General features: G+C 58.5%; 24 protein-coding genes and 1 tRNA gene. 5 read left to right on the forward strand and 20 right to left on the reverse strand.

Annotated features, from left to right (window positions below; translation table 11 throughout):
• Position 1: 1 nt before the first annotated feature.
• The 10 genes from hsdR to thrS form a co-directional block, all read right to left on the reverse strand.
• Positions 2 to 2413, reverse strand: a complete 2412-nt coding sequence (gene hsdR, locus HU811_RS05605; protein WP_186654560.1) for an EcoAI/FtnUII family type I restriction enzme subunit R — start codon at positions 2411 to 2413, stop codon at positions 2 to 4.
• Between the two features lie 136 nt (positions 2414 to 2549).
• A tRNA-Pro gene (locus HU811_RS05610) sits at positions 2550 to 2626 on the reverse strand.
• 89 nt (positions 2627 to 2715) lie between these two features.
• Positions 2716 to 3072, reverse strand: coding sequence for a MerR family transcriptional regulator (locus HU811_RS05615; RefSeq protein WP_003179985.1), 357 nt, complete (start codon positions 3070 to 3072; stop codon positions 2716 to 2718).
• Complete coding sequence (ihfA, locus tag HU811_RS05620) at positions 3053 to 3355, reverse strand: integration host factor subunit alpha (protein ID WP_002553164.1); 303 nt, start codon at positions 3353 to 3355, stop codon at positions 3053 to 3055. The genes HU811_RS05615 and ihfA overlap by 20 nt, the downstream gene beginning before the upstream one ends.
• 3 nt (positions 3356 to 3358) lie before the next feature.
• On the reverse strand, positions 3359 to 5737 hold the full coding sequence (pheT, locus tag HU811_RS05625) for a phenylalanine--tRNA ligase subunit beta (protein WP_186654561.1): 2379 nt from the start codon (positions 5735 to 5737) through the stop codon (positions 3359 to 3361).
• A 36-nt stretch (positions 5738 to 5773) separates the two neighbouring features.
• Positions 5774 to 6790 (reverse strand): phenylalanine--tRNA ligase subunit alpha, encoded by a 1017-nt coding sequence (pheS, locus tag HU811_RS05630; RefSeq protein WP_047229332.1) that lies wholly within the window; start codon positions 6788 to 6790, stop codon positions 5774 to 5776.
• 109 nt (positions 6791 to 6899) lie between these two features.
• Complete coding sequence (gene rplT, locus HU811_RS05635) at positions 6900 to 7256, reverse strand: 50S ribosomal protein L20 (RefSeq protein ID WP_002553161.1); 357 nt, start codon at positions 7254 to 7256, stop codon at positions 6900 to 6902.
• Positions 7257 to 7286: 30 nt separating this feature from the next.
• Positions 7287 to 7481 carry a 50S ribosomal protein L35 gene (rpmI, locus tag HU811_RS05640; RefSeq protein WP_002553160.1) on the reverse strand — a complete coding sequence of 65 codons (195 nt, stop codon included), beginning with the start codon at positions 7479 to 7481 and terminating at the stop codon, positions 7287 to 7289.
• A gap of 60 nt (positions 7482 to 7541) precedes the next feature.
• Entirely contained in the window at positions 7542 to 8093 is a 552-nt protein-coding gene (gene infC / locus HU811_RS05645; protein ID WP_169432615.1) for a translation initiation factor IF-3, read from the reverse strand.
• The gene (thrS, locus tag HU811_RS05650; RefSeq protein ID WP_003203626.1) at positions 8093 to 10015 is read right to left on the reverse strand and encodes a threonine--tRNA ligase; all 1923 of its coding nucleotides are present in this window, start codon (positions 10013 to 10015) and stop codon (positions 8093 to 8095) included. Before thrS ends, infC begins: the two co-directional genes overlap by 1 nt.
• 373 nt (positions 10016 to 10388) lie before the next feature.
• Here thrS and HU811_RS05655 point away from each other — a divergent pair, with 373 nt between their 5' ends.
• Positions 10389 to 10691: a hypothetical protein gene (locus HU811_RS05655; RefSeq protein ID WP_186654562.1), complete on the forward strand. Its 303-nt coding sequence runs from the start codon at positions 10389 to 10391 to the stop codon at positions 10689 to 10691.
• Between the two features lie 289 nt (positions 10692 to 10980).
• On the forward strand, positions 10981 to 11193 hold the full coding sequence (locus HU811_RS05660; protein WP_047229330.1) for a cold-shock protein: 213 nt from the start codon (positions 10981 to 10983) through the stop codon (positions 11191 to 11193).
• Between the two features lie 66 nt (positions 11194 to 11259).
• Here the strand turns inward: HU811_RS05660 and HU811_RS05665 are convergent, their stop codons facing one another.
• Positions 11260 to 11574, reverse strand: coding sequence for an I78 family peptidase inhibitor (locus HU811_RS05665; RefSeq protein ID WP_092399300.1), 315 nt, complete (start codon positions 11572 to 11574; stop codon positions 11260 to 11262).
• A 163-nt stretch (positions 11575 to 11737) separates the two neighbouring features.
• Positions 11738 to 12043 carry a hypothetical protein gene (locus tag HU811_RS05670; RefSeq protein WP_186654563.1) on the reverse strand — a complete coding sequence of 102 codons (306 nt, stop codon included), beginning with the start codon at positions 12041 to 12043 and terminating at the stop codon, positions 11738 to 11740.
• Between the two features lie 131 nt (positions 12044 to 12174).
• On the opposite strand from HU811_RS05670, the gene HU811_RS05675 reads away from it, so the two are divergent.
• Entirely contained in the window at positions 12175 to 12372 is a 198-nt protein-coding gene (locus HU811_RS05675; RefSeq protein ID WP_047229327.1) for a hypothetical protein, read from the forward strand.
• A gap of 44 nt (positions 12373 to 12416) precedes the next feature.
• Here the strand turns inward: HU811_RS05675 and HU811_RS05680 are convergent, their stop codons facing one another.
• The 8 genes from HU811_RS05680 to HU811_RS05715 all read right to left on the reverse strand — a co-directional run bounded on the left by HU811_RS05680 (position 12417) and on the right by HU811_RS05715 (position 19995).
• On the reverse strand, positions 12417 to 13445 hold the full coding sequence (locus HU811_RS05680) for a nucleoside hydrolase (RefSeq protein ID WP_186654564.1): 1029 nt from the start codon (positions 13443 to 13445) through the stop codon (positions 12417 to 12419).
• A 29-nt stretch (positions 13446 to 13474) separates the two neighbouring features.
• Positions 13475 to 13879 (reverse strand): D-ribose pyranase, encoded by a 405-nt coding sequence (rbsD, locus tag HU811_RS05685; protein ID WP_092399306.1) that lies wholly within the window; start codon positions 13877 to 13879, stop codon positions 13475 to 13477.
• Positions 13876 to 14790 (reverse strand): ribokinase, encoded by a 915-nt coding sequence (gene rbsK, locus HU811_RS05690; RefSeq protein ID WP_092399308.1) that lies wholly within the window; start codon positions 14788 to 14790, stop codon positions 13876 to 13878. The genes rbsD and rbsK overlap by 4 nt, the downstream gene beginning before the upstream one ends.
• A 23-nt stretch (positions 14791 to 14813) precedes the next feature.
• Positions 14814 to 15833 (reverse strand): LacI family DNA-binding transcriptional regulator, encoded by a 1020-nt coding sequence (locus HU811_RS05695; protein WP_092455092.1) that lies wholly within the window; start codon positions 15831 to 15833, stop codon positions 14814 to 14816.
• A gap of 3 nt (positions 15834 to 15836) precedes the next feature.
• A complete protein-coding gene (locus tag HU811_RS05700) occupies positions 15837 to 16814 on the reverse strand; it encodes an ABC transporter permease (protein WP_092455090.1) in 978 nt (325 codons plus the stop codon).
• Positions 16811 to 18364: a sugar ABC transporter ATP-binding protein gene (locus HU811_RS05705; protein WP_186654566.1), complete on the reverse strand. Its 1554-nt coding sequence runs from the start codon at positions 18362 to 18364 to the stop codon at positions 16811 to 16813. Before HU811_RS05705 ends, HU811_RS05700 begins: the two co-directional genes overlap by 4 nt.
• A gap of 58 nt (positions 18365 to 18422) precedes the next feature.
• Positions 18423 to 19379 carry a sugar ABC transporter substrate-binding protein gene (locus tag HU811_RS05710; protein WP_092399316.1) on the reverse strand — a complete coding sequence of 319 codons (957 nt, stop codon included), beginning with the start codon at positions 19377 to 19379 and terminating at the stop codon, positions 18423 to 18425.
• Between the two features lie 169 nt (positions 19380 to 19548).
• Positions 19549 to 19995 (reverse strand): hypothetical protein, encoded by a 447-nt coding sequence (locus HU811_RS05715; RefSeq protein ID WP_186654568.1) that lies wholly within the window; start codon positions 19993 to 19995, stop codon positions 19549 to 19551.
• 133 nt (positions 19996 to 20128) lie between these two features.
• Between HU811_RS05715 and HU811_RS05720 the strand changes: the two genes are divergently transcribed.
• Positions 20129 to 20428 (forward strand): DUF1654 domain-containing protein, encoded by a 300-nt coding sequence (locus tag HU811_RS05720; protein WP_076385536.1) that lies wholly within the window; start codon positions 20129 to 20131, stop codon positions 20426 to 20428.
• A gap of 5 nt (positions 20429 to 20433) precedes the next feature.
• On the forward strand, positions 20434 to 21123 hold the full coding sequence (locus HU811_RS05725; RefSeq protein WP_186654570.1) for an endonuclease: 690 nt from the start codon (positions 20434 to 20436) through the stop codon (positions 21121 to 21123).
• The last annotated feature ends 154 nt before the right edge of the window (positions 21124 to 21277 follow it).

Consider the following 21277-nt stretch of genomic DNA (forward strand, 5'->3'; position numbering starts at 1 on the left):
ATCAAGCCTTCTTCTGTTCGTAATTGTCGTAGAGCGCTTGTTCGAGCTCATGCACGGCCTGGGTGTATTGCTCGACGCCACCAAAAATGCCGCGCCGTATTTGTGTTTTGCTACCGAACTGATCGAAGGGCGGAAGCTCCAACACCCTGGCGTCTTCGATATCCTGCACACCGTGATCAGCGAACTTGTCGAGCAGGGCTTCGAGCACGGCGCGGGCTTGTTCACCGTATTTGCCGAAAACATCGCGCTTTTTCACGTTGTTAGCGCGCTCGCGACGAGTGAGTGGTTTTTGGTCGAAGGCGACATGGGCAACTAAATCGAAGACATCCAGCTCACTGCCATTGGCTACGGTCTGCTGCAGGATTTCCAGCGGGATACCATGCTCGGCAAGCTCTTCCAGCACCGCTTGTTTGCGCTCCGCACTACTCCAGCGACGCAGAAAGTCGGTTAGATTGCCGAACTCGGCCTGCAAGGCCTTCCTGATGTCGTCCTTGAGTAGAACGCGATAGTTCTCGGTGATGAGCTTGCCGTCGACATCGAGATATTGCGAGCGCTCCACCGCCAAGCTCACGTTGACATCGCCAATCACGTATTTGACGCGGCCTTCGCCGCCACCGCGACCGGGTGGTACATCGTCACCTGGGCCATAGGGGGGCGGTTCGGCCTCACCTATACCAGGTGGGTTGCTGTCATCTGGCGGTACCACGGGATCGTCGGGCGCAGGCTCGTATACCACTACCGGTTCACCATCAAAATCCGGGTCAGCGAACAAGCGCGTAGCACCCTTGAAATCCATGATAGTGAAATACAGCTTCTGGTAGTCCTCGCGTAGACGAGTACCGCGCCCAATGATCTGCTTGAACTCCGTCATCGAGTTGATATTCTGATCCAGCACAATGAGCTTACAGGTCTTGGCATCTACCCCAGTGGTAAGCAACTTCGATGTAGTGGCGATAACCGGGTAAGGCTCATCATTGTCGATAAAGTACGATAGCTGCGCCTTGCCTTCGTTATCGTCTCCCGTAATGCGCATCACGTAGCGGCGATTGCTAGCAGCGGCCGGGATCAACTTGACCAGCTCTTGCCGCATTCGCTCGGCGTGATCTTGGTCGTCGCAGAAGACAATAGTCTTGGCCATCGGGTCGGTGGCCTTGAGATATTCCCAGACCTTGCTGGCAACGAGCTTGGTGCGCTTTTCCAGCACCAGGTTACGGTCAAAATCCTTGGTGTTGAACTGCCGCTGCTCCACTACTTGGCCAAGCTTGTCCACCTTGCCTTTCTCGGGCGTGTAGCCAACTGCATCGACATCGGTCGCGATGCGGATGACCTTGTACGGGGCGAGAAAGCCATCTTCGATGCCTTGCTTGAGCGAGTAGGTGTAAACCGGCTCACCAAAGTAGTTGGTATTGCTGACTTCCTTGGTTTCTTTGGGCGTGGCGGTCAGGCCCAGATGGGTGGCGCGGCTAAAGTAATCAAGCACATCGCGCCAAGCGGAGTCTTCGGCTGCACTACCACGGTGACATTCGTCGATGACAATCAGATCAAAGAAGTCAGCAGGAAATTGGCGGTAGATCTGCTTCCACTCTTCCTTGCCCGTCACGGCTTGATACAGAGCCAGATAGATCTCGTAGTTCCTTTTGATTTCGCGGTTGGTGACCTTATGCATTACCTCGCCAAATGGGGCGAAGTCTTGCTGCATGGTCTGGTCGACCAGAATATTGCGGTCGGCCAAAAACAAGATGCGCTTCTTGGATTTAGCTTTCCACAGCCGCCAGATGATCTGGAAGGCGGTGTAGGTTTTGCCGGTGCCGGTGGCCATAACCAGCAACACACGCTCCGCCCCCTTCGCCACAGCCTCAATCGCACGATTGATGGCCACACGCTGGTAATAACGAGGCTCGCGACCACTGCCGTCGGTGTAGAAAGGTTGCTCAAGGAGCTTTACAGCAGCGGGCTCAGCCAATCCCTTCCATTGCTGATACAGCGGCCAGAGATCATCTAGTGAGGGAAACTCACTAAGCTGCAGTTCACGCTCAATGGGCTGCGTGAGGCCGGTACGATCGTGAATCAGGAAGCCATCGCCATTACTGCTAATAGCAAAAGGAGCGTCCAGCATTTCTGCATACGACAATGCCTGCTGCATGCCATGCCCAACGGAAAACTTAGCCTGTTTGGCCTCAAGGACAGCGATCGGCACATCTGGACGAGCATATAGCACGAAGTCGGCGCGCTTCGGACCACCTTTAGCTTCGGGATTCTTGATGCGCACAGCAAGATTTCCACGCACCATAACTCGGCCGTCAGTGAGATTAACCTCTTCACGGAACTGATGCTGCTGCCAACCTGCCTGCTGGATGGCTGGGGTTATGAACTTGGTGCAAATATCCCGCTCAGACAGCTGCCTCTTATCCATGATGCGCCACCCTAGATGCTATGCCCGCCAGTCCTGAACTATTGTGCAGTCAATCTCAATTGGCAACCAAAAACGGTCAATCGTATAAATGAAAAAGCCCGGTCCTTTTGGGACCGGGCTAAGTCATTGAATTATATGGTCGGGACGGAGTGATTCGAACACTCGACCCCTAGCACCCCATGCTAGTGCGCTACCGGACTGCGCTACGCCCCGACTAGGCGTGAATCTTGTTCCGTCTCTCAACGGAACGCTCAGGAATATATCGCAAGCTTTTGAAAACTGGAAGATTTAAAAGCAGAAATTTATTTCTTGAGCACCACCAGCACATCTTCAAGCTCGGCGATCATCTGGCGGATCATCTGTTTGTACTGGGTTGTATCGTCTTTGGCCTCATCACCGGAGAGGCGCAAGCGCGCTCCGCCGATGGTGAACCCTTGGTCGTACAGCAGCGCGCGGATCTGCCGGATCATCAGCACGTCTTGGCGCTGATAATACCGGCGGTTTCCGCGGCGCTTGACCGGGTTGAGTTGAGGAAACTCCTGCTCCCAATAGCGCAGCACGTGTGGTTTTACCGCACACAGCTCGCTGACTTCACCAATGGTGAAGTAGCGTTTGCCCGGGATGACGGGTAGCTCGTCGTTATGACTTGGTTCCAGCATAAGCCTCAACTCGGGCCTTCAACTTCTGCCCTGGACGAAAGGTGACCACACGGCGAGCCGTGATCGGGATTTCTTCACCCGTTTTCGGATTGCGGCCAGGCCGCTGGCGTTTGTCCCGCAGGTCAAAATTGCCGAAACCGGACAATTTGACCTGTTCGTTGTCTTCCAGAGCGTGCCTGATTTCTTCGAAAAACAGTTCGACCAATTCTTTGGCCTCCCGTTTATTCAGGCCCAGCTCCTCATACAGACGTTCCGCCATCTCAGCTTTCGTCAGAGCCCCCATACGTCACTTCCTTAACGTGGCGTTCAACCTGTTTTCGAGCGAGGTGAGGATATTCTGCGTTGCGGTATTCACCTCATCGTCATTAAGAGTGCGCGATGGATGCTGCCAGGTCAAGCCGACTGCAAGGCTTTTTCTATGCGGATCAATGCCTTTACCCTGATACACGTCAAATAGCCTGAGGTCCGTGAGCCATTCGCCTGCATTTTCACGGATTACGTCCAGCACAGCGCTGGATGCAACGTCGCGGTCAGCCAGCAACGCCAGGTCACGCCGCACTTCAGGAAAGCGTGATAACTCCTGGAATTTCGGCATTTTCCCCAGTGCAACTTCAGCCAGAACCAGCTCGAAAACAAAGACGGGACGATCAAGGCCCAGGGTTTTCGACAATTCAGGGTGAATGGCACCGACATAACCGACTTCACGCCCGTCACGCTCGATCCGTGCTGTCTGCCCCGGATGCAGCGCCGGATGCTTGCCCGGCACGAACGTAAACGCATCAAGCGCACCGGCGAAGCCCAGCACCGCTTCCACATCAGCCTTGACGTCGAAGAAGTCGACGACATCGCGACCTTGTGCCCAGCCTTCCGGCAAACGACTGCCGCAAACGACACCGGCCAGCATCGGCTCTTGCTTCAAGCCTTCCAACTGGCCGACAAAGCGCAGACCGCTCTCGAACAGACGTACGCGGTCCTGTTGGCGATTCAGGTTGTGCTGGAGCGACTTGACCAGGCCTGGCCACAGGGACGAACGCATGGCCGCCATGTCGTTGGAAATCGGGTTGGCCAGCAACAGCGGCTCGACACCTGGGTTGAACAGTTCGAACTGACGCGGATCGATGAAGCTGTAGGTGATCGCTTCCTGATACCCACGAGCCACCAGCAGACGGCGCAGTTCCGGCAGGTCGCTACGGGCTTCGGCCTTGGCTTGTGGGGCCAGGCGCGCCTGCGGGTAGCGAACCGGTAAACGGTTGTAGCCGTACAGACGGGCCAGCTCTTCGATCAGGTCGACTTCCAGGCTGATATCGAAGCGATGGCTTGGCACTTCGACACGCCACTGCCCTGCCCCGTCGGCGCTGATGTTCAGGCCGAGGGCGCTGAGCAGGCGCTCGACTTCAGCCGGGTCCATTTCCATGCCGAGCATTTGCGTGATGCGCTGGGCACGCAGGGTAACCGGTGCGATGTTGGGCAGGTGCTGTTCACTGACGGTTTCGATGATCGGGCCAGCTTCGCCGCCAGTGATCTCCAGCAGCAGGCCAGTGGCGCGCTCCATGGCTTCACGGGCCAGTTGCCAGTCCACGCCGCGCTCGTAACGGTGCGAGGCATCGGTGTGCAGGCCATAGGAACGGGCCTTGCCCGCCACGGCGATCTGGTCGAAGAACGCACTTTCAAGGAACACATCACGGGTCGTTGTAGAGACACCGCTGTGCTCGCCACCCATCACGCCGGCAATCGCCAGGGCACGGGAGTGGTCGGCGATCACCAGCGTATCGCTGCGCAGGGTCACTTCCTGACCGTCGAGCAGGACCAGTTTCTCGCCCTCCTCAGCCATGCGCACGCGGATGCCGCCGTTGATTTCGGCAAGGTCGAAGGCGTGCAGTGGCTGCCCCAGCTCCAGCATCACATAGTTGGTGATGTCGACTGCGGCATCGATGCTACGCACGTCGGCGCGACGCAGGCGTTCGACCATCCACAGCGGGGTCGGCTTGGCCAGGTCGACATTACGGATAACGCGCCCCAAGTAACGTGGGCATGCTGCAGGCGCCAGGACTTCAACCGAGCGCACTTCATCATGCACCGCCGCCACGGTCGCGACCGCTGGACGTGCCACCGGGGCGGCATACAACGCACCCACCTCACGGGCCAGACCGGCCAGGGACAGGCAGTCGCCACGGTTCGGGGTCAGGTCGACCTCGATGCTGGCATCGTCCAGGCTCAGGTATTCACGAATGTCCTGGCCCACCGGCGCATCGGCCGGAAGCTCCATCAGGCCATCGTTGCCCTCGCCAATCTGCAGTTCAGCCTGGGAGCACAACATGCCGTTGGACTCGACGCCACGCAGCTTGGCTTTCTTGATCTTGAAGTCGCCCGGCAGTTCGGCACCGATCATGGCGAACGGGATCTTCAGGCCCGGGCGCACATTTGGCGCGCCGCAGACCACCTGGAAGGTTTCCGCGCCATTGCTGACCTGGCACACCCGCAGTTTGTCAGCGTCCGGGTGCTGCTCGGTGCTCAGCACCTCGCCCACCACCACACTACTGAATACACCGGCGGCCGGCGTCACGCTATCGACCTCAAGACCGGCCATCGACAGGCGAGCAACCAGCTCGTCCCGGCTTACCTGCGGGCTTACCCAGCCGCGCAGCCATTGTTCACTGAATTTCATCCTGCTCTCCTAATAGATTCGTTACGGGTCTGCGGCTTAGCGAAATTGCGCAAGGAACCGCAAGTCGTTGTCGAAGAACAGGCGCAAGTCATTTACACCGTAACGCAGCATGGCCAGACGCTCGACGCCCATGCCGAAAGCAAAACCCGAGAACTCTTCCGGATCGATCCCGGACATACGCAGCACGTTCGGGTGAACCATGCCGCAGCCCATGACCTCCAGCCAGCCGGTCTGCTTGCAGACGCGGCAGCCTTTACCGCTGCACATCACGCACTCCATATCGACTTCAGCGGATGGCTCGGTGAACGGGAAGTACGAAGGACGGAAACGCACCGCCAGTTCTTTTTCGAAGAACACCCGCAGGAACTCTTCGATCGTGCCTTTCAGGTCGGCGAAATTGATGTCGCGATCAACCAGCAGGCCTTCGACCTGGTGGAACATCGGCGAGTGGGTGATATCGGAGTCGCTACGGTACACACGGCCTGGGCAGACGATGCGGATCGGCGGCTGCTGCGATTCCATGGTGCGGACCTGTACCGGCGAGGTATGGGTGCGCAACAGCATGTTCGCATTGAAATAGAAGGTGTCATGCATCGACCGGGCCGGGTGATGGCCTGGGATGTTGAGCGCCTCGAAGTTGTGATAGTCGTCTTCGACCTCAGGGCCTTCGGCAATGCCGTAGCCGATGTGGGTGAAGAACTGCTCGATACGTTCCAGGGTCCGGGTAACCGGATGCAGACCACCGGAAGTCTGGCCGCGGCCAGGCAGGGTCACGTCGATGGATTCGGCGGCGAGCTTGGCAGCCAGATCCGCTTCCTCGAACAATGCCTTGCGCGCATTAAGGACTTCTGTAACACGCTCCTTGGCAACGTTGATCAGCGCACCGACCTGCGGACGCTCTTCGGCCGGCAGGTTCCCCAGGGTCTTCATCACCTGAGTCAACTCGCCCTTCTTGCCAAGGTAGTGAACCCGGATTTGCTCCAGGGCATTGATATCTTCAGCGCTTTGCACAGCCTCTAGTGCTTGAGAGACCAGCGCGTCCAGGTTTTCCATGTACAGACTCCAGATACAAAATAGGGGAAGAGCTTGAAGGCTCTTCCCCTATTTATGACGTTTAACACCTGGCCCCACAGAGGTGAGGCCGGGTGACTGTCGGGGGTACTTAAGCCAAGGTGGCTTTAGCTTTCTCGACAATCGCAGCAAACGCCGCTTTTTCGTTCACTGCCAGATCAGCCAGAACCTTACGGTCGATCTCGATGGACGCTTTTTTCAGGCCGGCAATGAAACGGCTGTAGGACAGACCGTTAACACGAGCACCAGCGTTGATACGAGCGATCCACAGAGCGCGGAACTGACGTTTTTTCTGACGACGGTCACGGTAGGCGTATTGGCCTGCCTTGATTACCGCTTGCTTGGCAACACGGAATACGCGGGAACGCGCGCCGTAGTAGCCTTTAGCAAGTTTCAGAATTTTTTTGTGACGCTTACGGGCAATGACGCCACGCTTTACACGAGCCATGAGTTACTTCCTCTATTCTTGATCCAAAAATTAACGAAGGCGCAGCATGCGCTCGACTTTTGCCACGTCAGACGGATGCAGCAAGCTGCTACCGCGCAGTTGACGCTTACGCTTGGTCGACATTTTGGTCAGGATGTGGCTCTTGAAAGCGTGCTTGTGCTTGATACCGTTAGCAGTTTTCAGAAACCGCTTAGCAGCACCACTTTTAGTTTTCATCTTTGGCATGTTCGGATACTCCGCATTCAGTTGATAAACATAATCGCAAGGCCTGCCGTGCCCTGTTGATTACTTCTTCTTTTTCGGGGCGATGACCATGATCAGCTGGCGTCCTTCCATCTTAGGATGCTGTTCGACCGAACCGTACTCGAGCAGGTCTTGTTCAACCCGCTTGAGGAGTTCCATCCCCAGCTCCTGGTGGGCCATCTCACGGCCGCGGAATCGCAAGGATACCTTGGCCCTGTCCCCGTCACTCAGGAAACGTACCAGGTTGCGCAGTTTTACCTGGTAATCCCCTTCCTCCGTCCCTGGACGAAACTTGATTTCTTTTACCTGAATCTGCTTCTGGTTTTTCTTCGCCGCGGCAATCTGCTTCTTCTTTTCGAAGATCGACTTGCCGTAGTCCATCACCCGGCAAACCGGCGGGACTGCGTCTGCGGAAATTTCTACCAGATCAAGCTTGGCTTCTTCAGCAATACGAAGCGCTTCATCAATCGAGACGATGCCAATCTGCTCGCCGTCAGCGCCAATTAACCGAACCTCGCGTGCCGAGATATTCTCGTTGATCGGGGCTTTCGGTGCAGCTCGTTTATCTTGTCTCATTTCACGCTTAATAATAATTACTCCAAATCTGGGCGACCACGCCGGGAAACCGCTTGCGCGAGGAACTCAGCGAATTCGGCGACGGGCATCGAGCCCAGGTCAGCACCTTCACGAGTACGCACAGCGACAGTCTGCATCTCGACCTCCCGATCTCCAATAACCAAGAGAAAGGGAACCTTGAGCAAAGTATGCTCGCGGATTTTAAAGCCGATCTTTTCATTTCTCAAGTCGGACTTGGCACGAAATCCGCTTTGGTTGAGAGTTTTTTCGACTTCGGCGGCAAAATCTGCCTGTTTATCAGTGATATTCATGATCACTGCCTGGGTCGGCGCCAGCCACGCAGGGAACGCACCCTCGTAGTGTTCGATCAGAATCCCGACGAAACGCTCGAAGGAACCGAGGATCGCGCGGTGAAGCATGACCGGGTGCTTGCGACTGTTGTCTTCGGACACGTATTCGGCGCCCAGACGGATCGGCAGGTTAAAATCGAGCTGCAGGGTACCACACTGCCATACACGGCCGAGGCAATCTTTCAGCGAGAACTCGATCTTCGGCCCGTAGAAAGCCCCTTCGCCCGGTTGCAGATCGTACGCAAGGCCCGCGCTATCGAGTGCGGCGGCCAGGGCTGCTTCGGCGCGATCCCACAACTCATCGGAACCGACGCGTTTTTCCGGACGAGTGGACAGCTTCATCTCGACTTCGGTAAAGCCGAAGTCCCGGTAAACGTCCATGGTCAGCTTGATGAAGGCAGCGGATTCGGCCTGCATCTGCTCTTCGGTGCAGAAGATATGCGCATCGTCCTGGGTGAAGGCACGCACGCGCATGATGCCGTGCAGCGCACCCGATGGCTCGTTACGGTGGCAGGCACCGAACTCGGCCAGGCGCATCGGCAGCTCGCGGTAGCTTTTCAGGCCTTGGTTGAACACCTGCACGTGGCAAGGGCAGTTCATCGGCTTGATGGCGTAGTCGCGGTTTTCCGACTGGGTAGTGAACATGTTGTCGGCGTAGTTGGCCCAGTGCCCGGATTTCTCCCACAGGCTACGGTCAACCACTTGCGGCGTCTTGATCTCCAGGTAGCCGTTTTCACGCTGGACCTGGCGCATGTACTGCTCGAGCACCTGGTACAGGGTCCAGCCGTTCGGGTGCCAGAACACCATGCCCGGGGATTCTTCCTGGGTGTGGAACAGGCCCAGGCGCTTGCCGATCTTGCGGTGATCGCGCTTCTCGGCTTCCTCGATACGCTGGATGTAAGCCGCCAGTTGCTTCTTGTCGGCCCAGGCAGTGCCGTAGACGCGCTGCAACTGCTCGTTCTTAGCATCGCCACGCCAGTAGGCGCCGGACAACTTGGTCAGCTTGAAGGATTTCAGGAAACGCGTGTTCGGCACGTGCGGGCCACGGCACATGTCGACGTATTCTTCGTGGTAGTACAGGCCCATGGCCTGCTCGTCCGGCATGTCTTCCACCAGACGCAGCTTGTAATCCTCGCCACGCGCCTTGAACACTTCGATGACTTCGGCACGCGGGGTTACTTTCTTGATGACGTCGTAATCTTTCTCGATCAGCTGCTGCATGCGCTGTTCGATGGCCGCCATGTCTTCCGGCGTGAAAGGACGCTCAAAGGCGATGTCGTAATAGAAGCCTTCGTCGATGACCGGCCCGATGACCATCTTGGCGCTCGGATACAGCTGCTTGACCGCATGGCCTACCAGGTGCGCGCAAGAGTGGCGAATGATCTCCAGCCCCTCTTCATCCTTGGGCGTGATGATTTGCAGCGTGGCGTCGCTATCGATGACGTCGCTGGCATCGACCAGTTTGCCGTTGACCTTGCCAGCCAGGGTGGCCTTGGCCAGACCCGCGCCAATGGATGCGGCGACCTCGGCCACGGAGACCGGATGATCGAATGAACGTTGACTGCCGTCGGGAAGAGTAATAGTTGGCATGGCGCCTCCTCTCCTAGTGGTGACCCCTACCAAAGGTCACGTGGGTTGGGATGAGCCAGTACAAGATCCAGTCCAGGCCATTCAATGACGAACGCCTGCCTTACAGCGGCAGGAGCCTTGCGGCCAACCGGGAAAACCGAACCAGAGTGACTGGGATTCAAATCAGGGTTAATCGAACATTTGCCGCCGCCGGGACCTGTGGTCCTCCGAAGCCTGAAAATACCCGAGCCCGGCATGCTAGCACAGATGAACGGTCATCGCCGCGCCCGGATTGAAGCGAACGTAAATCCACGGTTTTTATGCCAGAGTGCTGAACTGTACCGCCCGCTACGCCTCAGATAACAAGACATTGACCCGAAAGGAGCATCTTCGCATGCGTCTGAACACATTATTTGCAGTAGTCGCCCCCCTCGCCCTGCTGCTTCCGCTGACCGCTCACGCCGATTGGCCCAAGGGCGAGCGTGAAAAATACATGGCCCAGTGCACCGAGGCGGCCACGCCACAGATCGGCGCGGCAGCGGCCAAATCCCATTGCGCCTGTGGCGCCGATGCGATCAAGTCCTACCCGGCCAAGGACATTCAGGCCCTGATGGACAACCAGGCCACCCCGGATCTGCAGCAAAAAGCACTGGGGCAGATTGCAAAATGCAAGCCCGATAGCAAGGCTAAAAAGTAAGAATTTGGGTCTTTGCACGGAGTCGTGCATCGATAAAAAACGCTGATTTCGGGCTTTTTTGACCGATTTATTCAGGTTTTACAGCTTTTTTTATCGTCTTTACGTTCGGCTGAAAGCCTTTAAAACCGGGCCTTTCAGCCGGGTCAGGCGGTAAAGAAAACGCGACTGATTGGCAAACAGCGCCTGCGGGGGGCTCCCAAATCGAACATTTCGACTATGATACCCCGGTGTGCCCAGTTGGCCTGAGCAGCACAGTACACTGAAAATATATGTTTCTTGGAGATACACCATGTCTAATCGCCAAACCGGCACCGTTAAATGGTTCAACGATGAAAAAGGCTTCGGCTTCATCACTCCTACAGGTGGCGGTGACGACCTGTTCGTACACTTCAAAGCTATCGAAAGCGACGGTTTCAAAAGCCTGAAAGAAGGCCAGACCGTTTCCTTCGTGGCTGAGAAAGGCCAAAAGGGTATGCAAGCTGCACAGGTTCGCCCAGAGTAATTACTCGGCGAGCACAAAAAACCCCGTCCATGTGACGGGGTTTTTTATGGGCGATTGAAAACTCAATCAGCCGCAGTTCACCCGATTGATGACCAGATTGGCATCCGTATTGAGATTCAGGCGATCCGAGCGGTACTCAAGCGTCACCATGTCGTTGGGCTTGAGAATCCGCGCATTCTGCGCACCGGCACGGGTGCGGGCTTGTTCCAGCAGTTGCGGCGTGGCCTTCTTGCCAATGGCAAACTCGGCACCTTTTGCTTCGCAGCGGCTGTAGCCAGTTTCTGTTGCCACCGGATCAGGGGTCGATTCAGAGGTGCTGCTGCATCCGCTCAAGAGCGTGACGGCCAGCAAAGTACCCAATGACGCGAGCTTCCAAGGCATGAAGCCTCCTTTTGTTGATGATTAAACAGAGAGCGTGCGACAGCCCAAACGAAGCTTGGTTTCAAGCCAAGGGCTATCATGGTGCCCTCATCAGGAAAACAGGCAGTTTGCCTGAGCCGACATCCCGCTTCAGGGGTGAATCGTGACTGAATATGAATGGTGCTCAGTAAACATCGATGTAGTCAAAGGGTGGATTCGGCCAGTTGTCTTTCAACGCATTGTAGATTTGCGTGACCCAGACCTCGTCGCTGGCGGCGACCCGTCCGACGTAGCCTGAACCTTTCGCCCACGTTTCCAGCCGAAACGATAGCCCGTCGATGTCCACACCGCCCACCACGCCCGAAGACAAATAGGCGATACCACCCTTGGTCACGCGCAGCTGGGTGTGCTCGTCATCACTGGCCGAAGCCAGCAACTGACGAACCGCGTCGAGGGTCAACCCGTCAGGAGCGTTCAAATCGATCTGCACGGCGGGGGCCTCTTCAGAAAGTCAAAAAGCAAGTGTCGCACAGCCCTTCCCTGATGCCTAAGTCGCAGTGCAAAACCCCAAGCAAAAATGGTTAACTCAACCTACAGACCTTCCAACTCGCGAGCCCGACCATGAGCACCGTCAGCATCGAAGCCACCATCAATGCCAAATGGTCGGAGGGCCACAGCTCCTACAGCCCTGGCAGCCCCGAAGAACTGGCAATCATCGGTATAGAACTGTTGGTGAAGGAACTGGGAACGAAGGCCGCCCTGAACTTTATCCAGCAAGCGTTCGAACGATACCCCAGCAGCATTGAAGCAGTGGATTGAAGCACACCCGCAGGCCTTGGCCTGCGGGTGTGTGGCAAGACGGGTTACTTCAAACGCGCCAGGCGCTCGGTCAGCAGGTCAAAAAAGCCCTGAGCGTCGCCATCCTGCACCCAGTAGGCATTTTTGGGTGCCTTCAGGCCGTCGTACCAATCAACGATGGTCTGGCCAAAGGTCGGCCCTTCCCGGCTGTCCACCACGACGTTGACTGAACGCCCGGTAAACAACTCTGGCTTGAGCAGGTAGGCAACCACCGTCGCGTCGTGCACCGGCCCGCCCGTCATGCCGTAGTGCTCCATATCACCTTTGACGTATTCGTTGAGAATGTCGCCGACGATCTTGCTGGCCTTGTTGTTCACGGCAGCGATCTGCTTCAGCCGTGCTTCGCTGGTGAGGATCTTGTGGGTCACGTCCAGCGGCAGGTAAGTGAGTTTCACACCGCTCTTGAGCACCACTTCTGCGGCCTGTGGATCCGCGTACAGGTTGAACTCGGCCACCGGGGTGATGTTGCCGCCATTGAAGTGCGCACCGCCCATGATCACCACTTCCTTGATACCCTGGACAATCTCGGGTTCCTGGATCAGCGCCAGGGCCAGGTTGGTCTGCGGGCCAAGCATGGCAAGGGTGATGCTGTGGGGCTTGGCCGCCTTGAGGGTGTCGATCAGGTAGTTGACGGCGTTGCCCTTGGCCAACCCTTTCTTCGGCTCATACACCTCGACACCCGACAGGCCTTCCTTGCCATGGATGTTTTCCGCGTAGATGGGCGTGCGCATCATCGGCTTCGGCGCACCGGCATACACCGGCACGTCTTCGCGCCCCGCCCATTCCCGGGCCAGGCGAGCGTTGCGCGATGTCTTGTCCAGACGCACGTTGCCAGCGACGGTGGTCAGCGCACGGATATTCAGTTCTTCGGGGGAAGCCAGGGCAAACAACAGGGCAACCACATCGTCGGCCCCCGGATCAGTGTCGATGATCAGGTCGATTTTTTCCGCCGCCTGGGCGCTCGTAGCAGTGATCAGTGACAAAAGCAGCAGACTCCGGAACAGTTGACGCATTTTCTGAGCATAGCGGTGCATGGCGCATTCCTTGTGCAGGGTTGAGAAGGTTAGAACGTTACTCCGGCAATCAACACGATGTTGCAATACGGGGAGCATTCTCCCGTGCGAATAATCGCCCGAGCTTGCCGGCTGACCGCCTTGAATTGTTCATGGCTGACCAGCTCCCGCGCCCCCAGCGCGCCATCGGCATGCAGTGCCTCCAGTGTCGCCAGGGCCGCAGGTTGTTTATCGAAAATTTCTTCCGCCAGTACGTGGCTCTCCACCTGCATTTCGCTGAGCAGCACTTTCAGGGTGCTGACAAAATCCGGAATGCCGTGGGTCAGGGCCAGGTCGATCAACTCGACCTGTGGAGGCACCGGCAACCCCGCATCACCGATGACCACCTTGTCGCCATGGCCAAGGGAAGCGATCAGTCGCGACAGCGCGATATTCAACAACGGCGTCTTTTTCATGATTTGAAAGCCTGTACTTCCAGCAAGGTGGGAATGGAGGGCTGCGCCCCCGCGCGGGTGACCGATAACGCGGCGGCGACCTGACCAAAACGAATCGCCTCGGCCTCGCTTTTGCCGTCAGCCAACGCTGCCGCGAAGCCGCCGACAAAGGTGTCTCCGGCTGCCGTGGTGTCCACCGCCTTGACCTGTGGCGCCGGGAAGTGTTGAAAACTCGCGCCATTGGCGAACATCAGTCCCTGGGCGCCCAGGGTGACGATCACCTTGCCGGCACCGGCGGCGAGCAATTGCGTCGCGGCCGCTTCGGCGGTTTCCAGAGAGTCCACCGTCACGCCGCTCAGCACGGCGGCTTCGCTCTCATTGGGAATCAGATAGTCGATACAGGCGTACCAATCGGCCGGCAAGGGCCGGGAGGCCGGCGCGGGGTTCAGAATGACGGTCTTGCCCAGTTCCCGGCCCCGCTTGAGTGCATGCCCGACGGTCGCGTCCGGCACCTCAAGCTGGCAGATAACGACATCGGCGCTGCGCAGCACCTCATCGAAGCGATCCAGAACATCAGGACCCAGCGCGCCGTTGGCACCGGGGACGATAACGATCGCATTCTGACTGTTGTCGTCGACCACGATCAGCGCGACGCCGCTGGAGCCGTCCACGACACTGACCGACTGGCAGTCGATGCCCTCGGCCAGCAGCGCCCCGCGCAATTGCTGACCGTAGGCGTCACTGCCCACGCAACCGACCATGGACACCTTCGCTCCCAGGCGCGCTGCAGCCACGGCCTGATTGGCCCCCTTCCCTCCCGGGATGGTGCAGAACGATTGCCCCATCAGCGTTTCACCGCCCTTGGGCAGACGCGGTGCCCGGGTCACCAGGTCCATGTTCAGGCTGCCTATTACCACTACTTTTGCTGGCATACATCTTCACTCATCAATTCGGTTCAGCGGTATTGGGCGAATGTACCTGACAGCGGTGCAGTCGACTCTCGCAAGACAATGCTGGGCGTCACGATGCGCTGATCGGTGGCAAGCCCCGGCGTTGCGATCCGCCGCAACAGCACTTCAGCGGCCATCTCACCAAGCTGCAGGATCGACTGCCCCACCGTGGTCAGCGCCGGATAGACATAACGGCTCATCTGAATGTCATCGAAACCAATGACCGACAGTTCACTGGGCACGCGCACATTGCGCTCGGCAGCGGCGCGCAACACACCGATGCCGATCATGTCGTTGGCCGCAAAAATCGCACTGGGTGGCTGTTGTTCGAGCAGCCTGGCCGCCGCCTGATAACCACCGGTGCTGGTGAAATCGCTTTCGAGCATGCGCTCGACGGGCAGTTCGATCCCGGCTTCTTTCAGGGCGCGGCAGTAACCGGCCAAACGCATTTGCGCCACGCTGGTGTCCGCCGGGCCGCCGATAATAGCGATATCACGGTGGCCAAGCTCCAGCAGGTGCCGGGTGGCCAGGTATGCACCGTGTTCATGGTCGATGCGCACCAGGTCCGCGTCGACGCCGTCCAGCCCACGGTCGACGATGACCATGGGCGTACGCACGTTGGTCAGCCCCTGAGCGAGACCGACGTCGCCGCCGGCGGAAGCGACGATCAGGCCGTCGATGCGCTTTTCCAGCAGCACCCGCAGATAACTGCGCTGCTTGTCCGGGTTGTCATCGGAATTGCACAGGATCACGCAATAGCCGTTGCGCTCACAGTAATCCTCGATCCCCCGGGCCAGTTCGGCAAAGTAGGGATTGAGGCTGTTGGGCACCAGCAAACCGATGGTCGCCGTGGTCTTGGCTTTCAGCGACCGGGCCACCGCGCTGGGCACATAATCGAGCCGCTCGATGGCCGCCTCAACCTTGAGCCGCACCTCTTCGCTGACCGGCCGCGTCTTGTTCACTACGTGAGACACGGTGGTGTAGGAAATTCCCGCGAGCGCCGCCACATCCTTGATCGTCGCCATGGTTCAGGCCCGCCGGCTGGCGCGCTGGCTGCGGTAAGTGTCGAGCACCACCGCAACCACAATCACCGCGCCGGTAATGATGCGCTTGGTCGGTTCGGAGGCGCCAATCTGCGCCAGGCCCGCGGCCAACACGGAGATGATCAGCACGCCAAAGAAGGTGCTGATGACCGAACCGCGTCCACCCATCAGGCTCGTGCCGCCGATGACCACAGCTGCGATGACCTGCAACTCGAGCCCTGAACCGGCGTTCGGATCCGCCGCCTCCAGACGGGAAATCTGGAACAGCGCGGCCAGACCGGCCAGCAACCCCATCAGGCTGAACACCAGGATCTTGTAAGGTTTTGGATTGATACCCGCCAGTCGCACGGCTTCTTCATTGGTGCCGATACCGATCAGATAACGGCCAAACACGGTGCGGGTCAGCACAGCCTGGGCAATGAAGATCACCAGCAAGGCAATGATGAAAGACGGTGAAATGCCGAAGGCGATCGGATTGGACAGCCAGGCGAAGGAATCCCCGATGTAGGCCGTCCGCGAGCCGGTCATCTGGTACGCCAGGCCTCGGGCCATTTCCAGCACGCCGAGGGAAACGATGAACGATGGGATCCGCCACGCCACGGTAATCGAACCGGTGACGGTGCCGGCCAGGGCCGCCACGGCCATGCCCAACAATGCGGCTGGCCAGACACTCCAGCCCCAGCCCAGCACCGCCACACTCACCGTCGATGCGGCCAGGGCCAGCACCGACCCGACCGACAGATCGATACCGCCGATGATCAGGATGAAGGTCATGCCGACCGCCAGCACCATCAGGTCTGGAATCTGGTTGGCCAGGGTGCTGAAGGTGTCATACGAAAGAAAATGGCTGCTCAGGACCGAGAACAACGCGATCATCGCCAACAAGGCCCCGGCCAGTCCCAGGTAGGTGCCCAGGCCATAGAAGTTGCCACTCGGTTTGCCGACGGCAGATACGGTTTTCATGAGAAGTCCCTAGGCGCTGCTTCGTTGAGCAACGCATCACGTTTCTGGTAGCCGGCGAATGCGGCGGCAAGCAAGTCATCCTGGGTCCAGCTGTCGCGCTCGAAAGTGTCAATCAGGCGGCCGGCGGACAGCACGCCGATGCGGTCACAGATCAGCATCAGTTCCCGCAGGTCGCTGGACACCACAACCAACGCTTTACCCTGGCGCGTCAGCTCACCGAGCAGCGCATAGATATCGAATTTGGCGCCGACGTCGATGCCACGGGTCGGCTCGTCGAACAGCAACACCGAGCAATCGCGTTCCAGCCAGCGACCGATCACGACCTTCTGTTGATTGCCGCCCGACAGTTCGGACACCAACTGTGTCGGGCTGGAGCTGCGGATTCGCATGGCGTCGATCTGGCGCTGCGCCAACGAGAACTCCTCGCTGCCATTGACGAAGCCGGCGCTGGAGATCTCCGGCATGTTGCCCAGGGCAATGTTGGCGGCGATGGATTGAGTCAGCAGCAGGCCTTCGCCCTTGCGGTCCTCGGTGATCAGCGCGATACCGTGGGCCACCGCATCGGACGGCGAGCGAATGCTGACGACACGGGCCGGCGAACCCAGCGCCACCGTGCCGCTGTCGGCCGCATCGGCGCCGAAGATCAGCCGCAGCAGCTCGGTGCGCCCTGCCCCGATCAGCCCGGAAATACCGAATATCTCGCCACTGCGCACCTCGAAGGACACATCGCGGACCTTGTCCGAACGGCTCAAGCCGTTGACGGTCAACGCCGGCGCGCCGATCTGGCGCGGCCCCAGGTCGATGTGCTCGCCCAGTTCCCGCCCAACCATCAGCGTCACCAGTTGCTCGCTGTTGTAGTTGGCGATCGGTTCGACGCAGACCAGGTTGCCGTCGCGCAGCACCGCAATGCGCTGGGCCACCCGAGCCAGTTCTTCAAGGCGATGGGAAATATAAATGATCGACACGCCTCGCGCCTGCAGACGAGTGATCTGCTCGAAGAGCATCTCCACCTCACGAGCGGTGAGCATGGCGGTCGGCTCGTCGAGAATCAGCACATGGCAATCGCCGATCAGGTTGCGGGCGATTTCGACCATCTGCTGGTGACCGATGCCCAACTCACTGACCAATGTGTCAGGGTCGATCGCATCGAGCCCCACCTGGGCCATGGCCTCGACCGCCGCTTTGCGCAGTTGCTTGCGACTGATCCAGCCGCCACGGTTGGGCAGGTTGTGGAGGAACAGGTTTTCGGCCACGGAAAGTGTCGGCAGCAGATTGAGCTCCTGCATCACCATGCGCACGCCCAGCTCTTCAGCCTGGGTACGACTGCCGGGACGATAATCCTGCCCCTGGAATTGCATCTGCCCGGTGGTCGGCGTCACCAGCCCGCCGATGATCTTGGACAGGGTGCTCTTACCGGCGCCATTTTCGCCGGTCAGCGCCAGCACTTCGCCGCGCATCAACGTCAAGTCGATGTCGCTCAGTACCGGCTGGGCATAGGTCTTGCCGATGCCGCTGACCGAAAGGACAGCGTTCGGGTCGCGAACGGACATAAAAAACTCTCCAATACGCTCGCCAGCAAGGGCGAGCGTCGTTGTGTCGCCGGGAAAACTACTGGGTCACCAGCTCGACCGGAGTTTCGATAACGCCGTTAGTGCCGCTGTCGACGGCTTCGCCCTTGAGGATCTTCAGGGCCGTCTCGATGCCGAAAACAGCCTGTTTGGCGGCGAACTGGTCGGCAGTCGCCAGGACGCGACCGTCCTTGAGCATGGGCTTGATGGCGTTGATGTTGTCGTAGCCGACCACTTGTACCTTGCCCGCCTTGCCCGCAGCGCGAATGGCCGATACTGCGCCGACCGCCATGCTGTCGTTACCGGCCAGCAGTGCCTTGATGTTCGGGTATTCGCTGAGCATCGAGGCGGCAACCTGATTGCCCTTGTTGATTTCCCAGTCGCCCGATTGCAGGGAAACGACCTTGATCTGCGCCGCTTCCATGGCGTCCTTGAAGCCGGCGGTGCGCGCCTGGGCATTGGTGGTGGTGGACACGCCTTCGATGATACCGACCTCATCACCGGCCTTGAGCTGCTTGGCCAGGTACTCGCCCACCAGGCGTGCGCCCTTGCGGTTGTCCGGGCCTACGAACGGCACGGTGATGTTTTTGCTTTTGACCACCGCCGGATCGAGCTGGTTGTCGATGTTGATCACGGTGATGCCGGCGTCGACGGCTTTCTTGATCACCGGCACCATGGCCTTGGAATCGGCTGGCGCGATGATGAGGGCATCGACCTTGGAGACGATCATCTGCTCGACAATGCGGATCTGGTTGGCGGTGTCGGTTTCATCCTTGATCCCGTTGGAGATCAGGTCGAAATCGGCGGAGTGTTCCTTCTGATAAGCCTTGGCACCATCTTCCATGGTCAGGAAGAACTCGTTGGCCAGGGATTTCATGACCAGGGCAACCTTGGGTTTTTCCGGGGTCTGGGCAAATGCCGAAGAGAAAGGCAGCGCAGCGGATGCGGCCGCGAGCATGGCGACGGCGAGAAGGCGTCCAGCGAATGGCAACTTCATGGGTTCACTCCGATTTTATGATTATTTTGAGCAAAATCGTTGCACGGGAAGTCGTTCCACAGGCCGTCGTCGAGCATCAACAAAGGCTGCGCAAACGTTTGCGTGAAGGGAACTATGGTAAAGCTTCGGGGATTTGTCAACGTGCGGATTTCACCGCACGGCTGTGGAATCAGACGGTCGTGTCGACCAGGGCACCCGTATCGGCCCCCTTGGCCAGCTCTGTGATCAGATGGCCGGTGACTTCCAGCAACGCACCGCTGGTGTCGGCAATCTGGCCTTGTATCGCCATGACCGTCGAGGTTTTGGCTTCGGGTGTCGGGTAGACCTGCTTCTGCGCAGCAGCCAACTGCTGTTGCTGTTCTCTGAGCTGCTGTTGAAGCTCTTGCATGCGCTTGAGCAACACCTGCACGGCAATGCTCTGGGTGCTCCCGCTCTTTTCGGTCTTACCTTCGGACGCAGGGCTCATGCTCGTACGGACCTGGCCTGGCGCCTGCGTCTGGCCAAGGGTCTCATCGGCTGCCTCGGCGCTCGCCTGGCTCAAGGCCTTGAGCGTGGCTGCGGACTGGCCGCCAATGGTGACGGCAGCGGCATTGGGAAAGCCGACGGAAAACGACATAACAAAACTCCATGGATAAGATTCCTACGAAGGCCATCGACTGCTTGAGCGACTTCTTTAGCTTAATTTTTCCTACACCAAAACGGAAAAAGCGTTGTCAGAGGATTTTCTTGAATTTTAAGCAGTTGCGTAAATGCCTACGGTTAAATACTGTACGCACGTACAGCTCAATAAGGATAATCCTGTGGCAACGCCGTCCGCTGCAACTACCCCCTTAGATTCCTATACCCGCCTCGGCCTGCGGGTCTCGAAAATCATCAACTCCCCCACCGCCCAAAAAGCCAAGGCGGCCCTGATCTTCCGGCTGCCCGAGGAGCCAGTGGATGAGTGGGAGCGCCTGCTGGAAGAAATCGACGAGAACGACAATGTCACCCTCGCCTATCGCGACGATGGCGGTGTGCAGGTGTTCTGGGTTGTGCCGAAGGAAGATTGAGCCTGATGAGTGTTCGTTGTTTAGCTTTATTGCTTGTGATGGTCGCCATGGGCGCGCAAGCCGATGCGCCCCGTACGTTCAGCGAGGCCAAGAAAGTCGCCTGGAAGCTCTATGCGCCCCAATCCACCGAGTTCTACTGTGGCTGCAAATACTCCGGCAATCGCGTGAACCTGGCTGCCTGCGGTTATGTGCCGCGCAAGAACGCCAATCGCGCCGCGCGTATCGAGTGGGAGCATATCGTCCCGGCGTGGCAGATTGGTCATCAGCGTCAATGCTGGCAACAAGGCGGGCGGAAGAATTGCACCCGCCACGACCCGGTCTATCAACGGGCCGAGGCCGACCTTCATAATCTGGTGCCAAGCATCGGGGAGGTGAACGGCGACCGCAGCAACTTCAGCTTTGGCTGGCTGCCGGCGCAGAAGGGCCAGTACGGCTCATGCCTGACCCAGGTGGATTTCAAGGCCAAGAAAGTCATGCCTCGCCCTTCCATCCGCGGAATGATCGCCCGTACGTATTTCTACATGAGTAAACAATACGGCCTGCGCCTCTCGAAGCAGGACCGGCGCCTGTATGAAGCCTGGGACAAGACCTACCCGGTACAGAGCTGGGAGCGCCAGCGCAACCAGAGCGTGGCGTGTGTGATGGGTCGCGGAAACGAGTTCGTGGGCCCGGTTAATTTGCAGGCCTGCGGTTGACCTCGCATTTGGGAACAGCGCAAATCAACTGTGGGAGCTAGCTTGCGCGCGATAGGGGCATGTCCGTCAACCACAACGTTGGCAGATCCACCGCTATCGCGAGCAGGCTCGCTCCCACAGGTTTTGTGGACTTAGCTGACTTTCTGTTCTGCGC

Source organism: Pseudomonas tehranensis (genome assembly GCF_014268615.1).
Lineage (GTDB): Bacteria > Pseudomonadota > Gammaproteobacteria > Pseudomonadales > Pseudomonadaceae > Aquipseudomonas > Aquipseudomonas tehranensis.